This is a genomic window from Kitasatospora sp. NPDC059812, assembly GCF_042732075.1.
GTDB lineage: Bacteria > Actinomycetota > Actinomycetes > Streptomycetales > Streptomycetaceae > Kitasatospora.
In genome coordinates, this window is the sequence record NZ_JBHWIO010000102.1 from 1 (window position 1) to 6,056 (window position 6,056).

Annotated in this window: 5 protein-coding genes; 4 read left to right on the forward strand and 1 reads right to left on the reverse strand. The window is 73.9% G+C overall.

Annotation, left to right across the window (positions count from 1 at the left end):
- Positions 1–129 precede the first annotated feature (129 nt).
- Positions 130–624, reverse strand: coding sequence for a DUF1772 domain-containing protein (locus ACFV6D_RS33710; protein ID WP_063350758.1), 495 nt, complete (start codon positions 622–624; stop codon positions 130–132).
- Positions 625–772: 148 nt separating this feature from the next.
- Between ACFV6D_RS33710 and ACFV6D_RS33715 the strand changes: the two genes are divergently transcribed.
- The 4 genes from ACFV6D_RS33715 to ACFV6D_RS33730 all read left to right on the forward strand — a co-directional run bounded on the left by ACFV6D_RS33715 (position 773) and on the right by ACFV6D_RS33730 (position 5,930).
- On the forward strand, positions 773–1,780 hold the full coding sequence (locus ACFV6D_RS33715) for an AraC family transcriptional regulator (RefSeq protein ID WP_063350759.1): 1,008 nt from the start codon (positions 773–775) through the stop codon (positions 1,778–1,780).
- A gap of 162 nt (positions 1,781–1,942) precedes the next feature.
- A complete protein-coding gene (locus tag ACFV6D_RS33720; RefSeq protein ID WP_380494812.1) occupies positions 1,943–3,103 on the forward strand; it encodes an SGNH/GDSL hydrolase family protein in 1,161 nt (386 codons plus the stop codon).
- Between the two features lie 70 nt (positions 3,104–3,173).
- Positions 3,174–3,806 (forward strand): hypothetical protein, encoded by a 633-nt coding sequence (locus tag ACFV6D_RS33725; RefSeq protein WP_380494814.1) that lies wholly within the window; start codon positions 3,174–3,176, stop codon positions 3,804–3,806.
- 141 nt (positions 3,807–3,947) lie between these two features.
- The gene (locus ACFV6D_RS33730) at positions 3,948–5,930 is read left to right on the forward strand and encodes a LamG-like jellyroll fold domain-containing protein (protein ID WP_380562586.1); all 1,983 of its coding nucleotides are present in this window, start codon (positions 3,948–3,950) and stop codon (positions 5,928–5,930) included.
- The last annotated feature ends 126 nt before the right edge of the window (positions 5,931–6,056 follow it).

Below are 6,056 nucleotides of genomic sequence, written 5' to 3' on the forward strand. Positions count from 1 at the left end.
CGTCGCCCCCCCCGCCCCGCCGGGCGGCGGGGGGGCCCGCCCCGCCCCCCCGCCCCCCCGCCCCCCCCCCCCGGGCCGGGGGGGGGGGCGCCCCCGCGCCCCCCCCCGGGGGTCCGACCGGGCGCGGGGTCAGGCCTGGCCGTGCAGGATCAGCGCCCAGGCGAGGCAGGCGACGGCGGCGGTGCAGAGCAGGGCGCGCAGCACGTTGAAGCGGACCCAGCGGGCTTCGAAGCGCCCCCGGACGGCGGCCGGGTCGGTGATGCGCCGGGGCTCGCCGCCGGCGGCGAGTTCGTCGTTGAGCGGGATGTTGACGGAGCGGGTGACGCCGATCGCGGCGATGTAGAGCACCAGGGCGGCCACGGTGGCGGGTAGCGCGTGGTGGCCGTCGGAGGGCAGGTGGAGGGCGACGGCGGCGCCGGTGGTGAGGAGCGCGCCGACGAAGCCGAGGACGAACCAGCCGTTCAGGATGGCCACGTTGATGCGCTGCATGACCTCGATGAAGGTGCGGTCCTCGACCCGCGCGAGCGCGGGCATGACCGAGCACGCGAAGGCGTAGAACAACCCGGCGGTCAGTCCACAGGTGACGGTGGCCGCCACCAGTGCGAGTGTGCGTGCCAGTTCCATCTTCGTAGCCCCTCACTGTCTCTGCGTATCGGTTCGTCCCCCGTGCGCCGATCATCCGGCATCCGGGCCGCTCGGGCCACCTCGATCACTCAAGACCCTCTCAAATGACGAACCGTCAAATGATGTCTTGCCGTCTACACTTGGGGCCATGGACACTCTGACGGGACTCCTCGACGGCCCCAAGGCCCGCGGTGCGTTCCTGCTGCGCTCGATCCTCACCCCGCCGTGGTCGCTGCGGATCGAGGACCGGGCCCCGCTGTCGGTGGTGACGATGGTCCGGGGCGAGGCCTGGATCCTGCCCGAGCGCGGTACGCCGCTGCTGCTGCACCCCGGCGACGTGGCGATCGTCCGCGGCCCGGAGCCGTACACGGTGGCGGACGACCCCGACACCCCCGTGGACGTGATCGTCGGCCCCGGGCAGGTCTGCACGCGCGGCGGGGTGGACGTCTCCGAGGTGATGTCGCTCGGCGTCCGGACCTGGGGGCAGGGCCGGGAGGGGGACCAGGCGTCCTCGGTGGTCCTGTCCGGCACCTACCAGGCCGAGCACGAGATCGGCCAGCGCCTGCTCGGCTGCCTGCCCGGCCTGCTGGTCCGCCCGGCCGGCACCGGCGCCGACGACACCCTGGTGCACCTGCTGGCCGCCGAGATAGGGCGCAACGAGCCCGGTCAGGAGCTGGTCCTGGACCGCATCCTGGACCTGCTGGTCGTCTCCGTGCTGCGCTCCTGGCTCGCCGCCCCCGACTCCGGCGCCCCGGCCTGGTACCGCGCCCAGCACGACGCCGTCGTCGGGCCGGTGCTGCGGCTGATGCACGACGACCCGGCCACCGCCTGGACGGTCGCCGACCTCGCCCAGCGGGTCGGGGTGTCGCGGGCGGGCCTGGCCCGCCGTTTCACCGGCCTGGTCGGCGAACCGCCGATGGCCTATCTGGCGGGCTGGCGACTGGCCGTCGCCGCCGACCTGCTGCGCGAACCCGAGTGCACCGTCGCCTTCGCGGCCCGCAAGGTCGGCTACAGCAACGCCTTCGCCCTCTCTGCGGCCTTCAAGCGCGTCCGCGGTGTCAGTCCGCAGGAGCACCGCCGCCTCGCCGCGACCGGCGCCCCGGCCCAGCAGGCCGGCTTCTCCGGCCCGGCGGAGACGGTCATCCTGGCGGGCTGACGCCGCAGCCGCCGACAGCCAGGACCTGGGAATCCGGGACCGGGAATCCAAGGCTGCAATCCCATTTGCCTAAACTCATTAGGTAATCCCATACTGGCTATAGCCGGATGGCAGAAGGTGCACGGCACGGGCAGGACCCGCACAGAACGCGATGGAACAGCGATGAACACCTCTTTCACCACCCCCGTCACCGAGGCCCTGCTGCACGGCCACCTCGACGTCGAGCACACCGGGCGCGGCCTGCTGCCGCACCGCCTGCCCGCCCGGGCACGCCGGCAGATCCCCGACGAACAGCTCGCGATCGCCGAGTCCCAGCCCAGCGGCGTCCGGCTGGCCTTCCGCACCCGCGCCACCGCGATCGACCTGCACACCGTCCCGACCAAGCGGGCCTACGTGGGCGTGCCCACCCCGCCCGACGGGGTGTACGACCTCCTCGTCGACGGGCGGCTGACGGCGCAGACCACGGTGTCCGGCGGCAACCTGCGCACCATCGACCTGGCCACCGGCCGCGTCGAGCTGACCCAGGGCCCGCCCGCCACCGCCCGGTTCACCGGTCTGCCCGCACGGGACAAGACCGTCGAGATCTGGCTCCCGCACACCGAGACCACCGAACTCCTCGCCCTCGACACCGACGCCCCCGTCACCCCGGCCCCGGACGGCACCCGCCGGCGCTGGCTGCACCACGGCAGCTCGATCAGCCACGGCTCCAACGCCACCCACCCGACCGGCACCTGGCCCGCCCTGACGGCGGCCGCGGCCGGCGTCGACCTGGTCAACCTGGGTTTCGGCGGCAGCGCCCTGCTCGACCCGTTCACCGCCCGCGCCATCCGCGACACCCCCGCCGACCTGATCAGCCTGAAGATCGGCATCAACCTCGTCAACGCCGACGCGATGCGCCTGCGCGCCTTCGTCCCGGCGGTGCACGGCTTCCTCGACACCGTCCGCGAAGGACACCCGGCCACACCGCTGCTCGTCGTCTCCTCGATCCTCTGCCCGATCCAGGAGGACACCCCGGGGCCCCTCGCCGCCGACTTCAGCACCGGGGCACTGCGCTTCCGGGCCACCGGCGACCCGGCCGACACCGCGGCGGGCCGCCTCACCCTCACCGTCATCCGGACCGAACTCGCCCGCATCGTCGCCGCCCGCGTCGCCGACGGCGACCTCAACCTGCACTACCTGGACGGCCGTTCGCTCTACGGCCAGACCGACCACGACGACCACCCGCTCCCCGACGACCTGCACCCGGACCAGGCCGGCCACCACCGCATCGCCGAGCACTTCACCCGCCTCGCCTTCGGAGACACCGGCCCGTTCGCGGACTGACCCGCCCGCCGCCGCCCTCGTGCGCGACAATGATGCGATCAAGGGTCAATAGCCAAGGGGGAGAAGGTCGATGAAGCGCGCGAGGACCGTGATGGCCGCAGGCCTGGCCGCGGCCGTGGCAGCCGTGGCGCTGGCCGGTTGCGGATCGGTGAGCGCACCGGGCAGTGCGACCGGCGGTACGCCGGTCGGCAGCGCCCCCGCCACCGCGACCACCCCGGCCCGAGAACCCGGTCAGGCCGGGGCCGAGGCCCTGGCCCGCCACGACCGGCTCTTCCCCCAGGTCGCGGCGAAATGCGCGGGCGTCGCCGCCACACCGCCGTCCGCCCCGGCCGCCGCCCCCACGGGCGACGGCGGTACCTGGGCCGACAAGTACGCGGAGAACCACGCCTACAAACAGACCGTCAGGCTCCTCGCCGACGCCCAATGCCGCGGCGCGGCCCACGCGGCACGGATCGCGGACGCCCTGCGGCCCGCCGGCGCGCCGGCCGTCCTCGACGAAGCCGGCCTCCGCGCGGCCCTCCAACGCCTCGGCTACCCGGCCGAGCTGGTCAACGTCCGCACCTCCGCCGGCGTCCCCGGCTTCGACCTCGAAATCCCCGAAGCCGTTCTCTGCGTCAGCGGCTTGCTGACCGCCCGGCCCGACATCCACCCGCACGGCATGTACCTGGACGGCGGCTGCACCGAACCCAAGGGCGGCCACTGACCTTGTGGGCGTGTTCCACGGAGGTGGCCGACGGGGGACGTTCCCCGGGCGTTCACCGTGCGGAGGCCGGCCGTCCGGTCAGCGGTCCGCGTCGTGCCCCTAGCGTCGCGATCACCGTGTACGGCCCGAGGAGCTGCCCCGATGAACCACCATCAGAACGACCTTCCCCACGATGACCACGGGTCGAGCTGCCCGCGGACCGTCGGGTTCGACTCCGACGCGCCGGCGGCGGCCGGACGCCGTGCCTTCCTGCGCGCGACGGGGTTGGTCGGCGCCGGGCTGGCGGTCCTCGGGGCGGGCTCCACAACGACGGCGACGGCGGCAGCGGCGGACGGGCCCGCCGACGCGACGGCCGACGCCTTCGGCGCGCCCGCCGCCGCGGACGACGGCCGGGGGGCCTGGGATCCGGACCCGGACGGCCCCCGCTTCTCCCTGGCGGTGATGCCCGACACCCAGTACCTCTTCGACGACGACCGGATCCACCCCGCCCCGCTGGAGGCCTCGCTGCGCCACGTGCTGGACGGCAGCGACGAGAACTTCGTCTTCCTCGCGCACCTGGGCGACGTCACCCAGAACGGCAAGGCCGAGGAGTTCGCCGCCGCGGGCAAGGCCTTCACCCTCCTCGACCGCCACGGCGCGGCCTACAGCGTCCTGGCCGGCAACCACGACGTCGGATCGGGCGGCGACGACCAGCGGGGCCGGACGGCGTACCTGGACACCTTCAACCCGGCCCGGTTCGCCCGCTCGGCGACGTTCAAGGGCGCGAGCCCGGACGGCTACAACACCTACCACCTGTTCCGGGGAGCCGGCCGGGACTGGATGGTGCTCTCACTGGACTGGCGGCTGTCCGACCGCGGCTTCGCCTGGGCGAACTCGGTGATCGCCCAGCACCCGACCGTGCCGGTCATCCTCACCACGCACGACCTCGCCTACGCCGACGACGGCGGCGCCGCCCAGCTGTCCGACCACGGGCACGCCCTCTGGGACAGGCTGATCAGCGGCAACGACCAGATCTTCCTCACCCTGAACGGCCACTACTGGCCGCCCGGCAGCACCACGCTGACCAACAAGGCCGGCCACGACGTCCACGTCCACATCACCAACTACCAGAACCGGTACTACGGCGGCGCGGCGATGATCCGCGCCTACCGCTTCGACCTGGACCGCAACACCATCGACGTGCGGACGTACTCGCCCTGGATCCAGCAGCTGGCGGCCGAGAAGGTCAACCGCCTCGCCAGCGAGGAGATCGAGCTGACCGGCCCGGTGGACAGCTTCTCGGTGCAGGTGGACTTCGCGCGGCGGTTCGCCGGCTTCGCCCCGGTCCCGGCCCGCCCGGCCCGCCCCGCGCGGCAGCTGACGATCCCGGGCACGGTCGCCTACTGGCGCTTCGACGGCGGACGGCCGGACGGCAGCGCCGTCGCCGACTCCCAGGTCGTCAAGGACCTGAGCGGCCACGGCAACGACCTCGTGAAGCAGACCGCCCCGGGCAGCCCGGCCGGGACGCTCACCTGGTCCACCGAGTCCCACCCCGACCAGCCCGGCCGCGGCAGCCTCTACTTCGCGGGCCGGGGCAAGCCGGTCCAGGGCGCCTACCTGCAGACCGTCGCCAAGGCCCCGATGAACGCCGACACCTTCCAGCAGGGCTACACCTTCGAGGCGTTCTTCAAGCTGCCGGCCGACTGGGACGCCGGCCGCAACGCCTGGACGGCGCTGCTCAGCCGCTGGGGCACCAGCGGGGAGGCGGGGAAGAGCGGCCCTGACACCGACCCGCAGGAGCCGGTCGCCACGCTCAGCCTGTCCGGCGGGCGGGAACTGCAGTGGTGCGTCTACCCGACCAACCTGAGCGGCCCCGTCACCAACTGGGGCCACGAACTCCCGCTCGGCGCCTGGTGGCACGTCGCGGTCGTCAACAACAAGCGGCTCACCCGGATGTACGTGAACGGCTGCGAGGTCGTCCGCAACCCCTCGACACCGTCCGAGGGCCTCAGCACCCTCGGCCACCCCTGGCTGCTCGGCGGCTACGAGTACGGCGGCGCGCTCAACCAGGTGTTCCACGGCTGGATCGGCGACGTCCGGGTGGTCAACCGCCCCCTGCCGGTCCGGGACTTCATGATTTCCTGACACCCCCGCGCCACCGACGTCCCCGCGGCCCCCCCCCCCCCCCCGCCCCCGGGGGGGGGGGCTGCGGGGGGGGCCCCCCGCCCCCCCCCCGCGCCCCCCGCGCGGGGGGGCGCGGGGGGGGCCAGC

Coding starts and splice junctions, on each gene's coding strand:
- ACFV6D_RS33710 (WP_063350758.1), bottom strand. CDS start 624: ATGGAACTGGCACGCACACTCGCACTGGTGGCGGCCACCGTCACCTGT.
- ACFV6D_RS33715 (WP_063350759.1), top strand. CDS start 773: ATGGACACTCTGACGGGACTCCTCGACGGCCCCAAGGCCCGCGGTGCG.
- ACFV6D_RS33720 (WP_380494812.1), top strand. CDS start 1,943: ATGAACACCTCTTTCACCACCCCCGTCACCGAGGCCCTGCTGCACGGC.
- ACFV6D_RS33725 (WP_380494814.1), top strand. CDS start 3,174: ATGAAGCGCGCGAGGACCGTGATGGCCGCAGGCCTGGCCGCGGCCGTG.
- ACFV6D_RS33730 (WP_380562586.1), top strand. CDS start 3,948: ATGAACCACCATCAGAACGACCTTCCCCACGATGACCACGGGTCGAGC.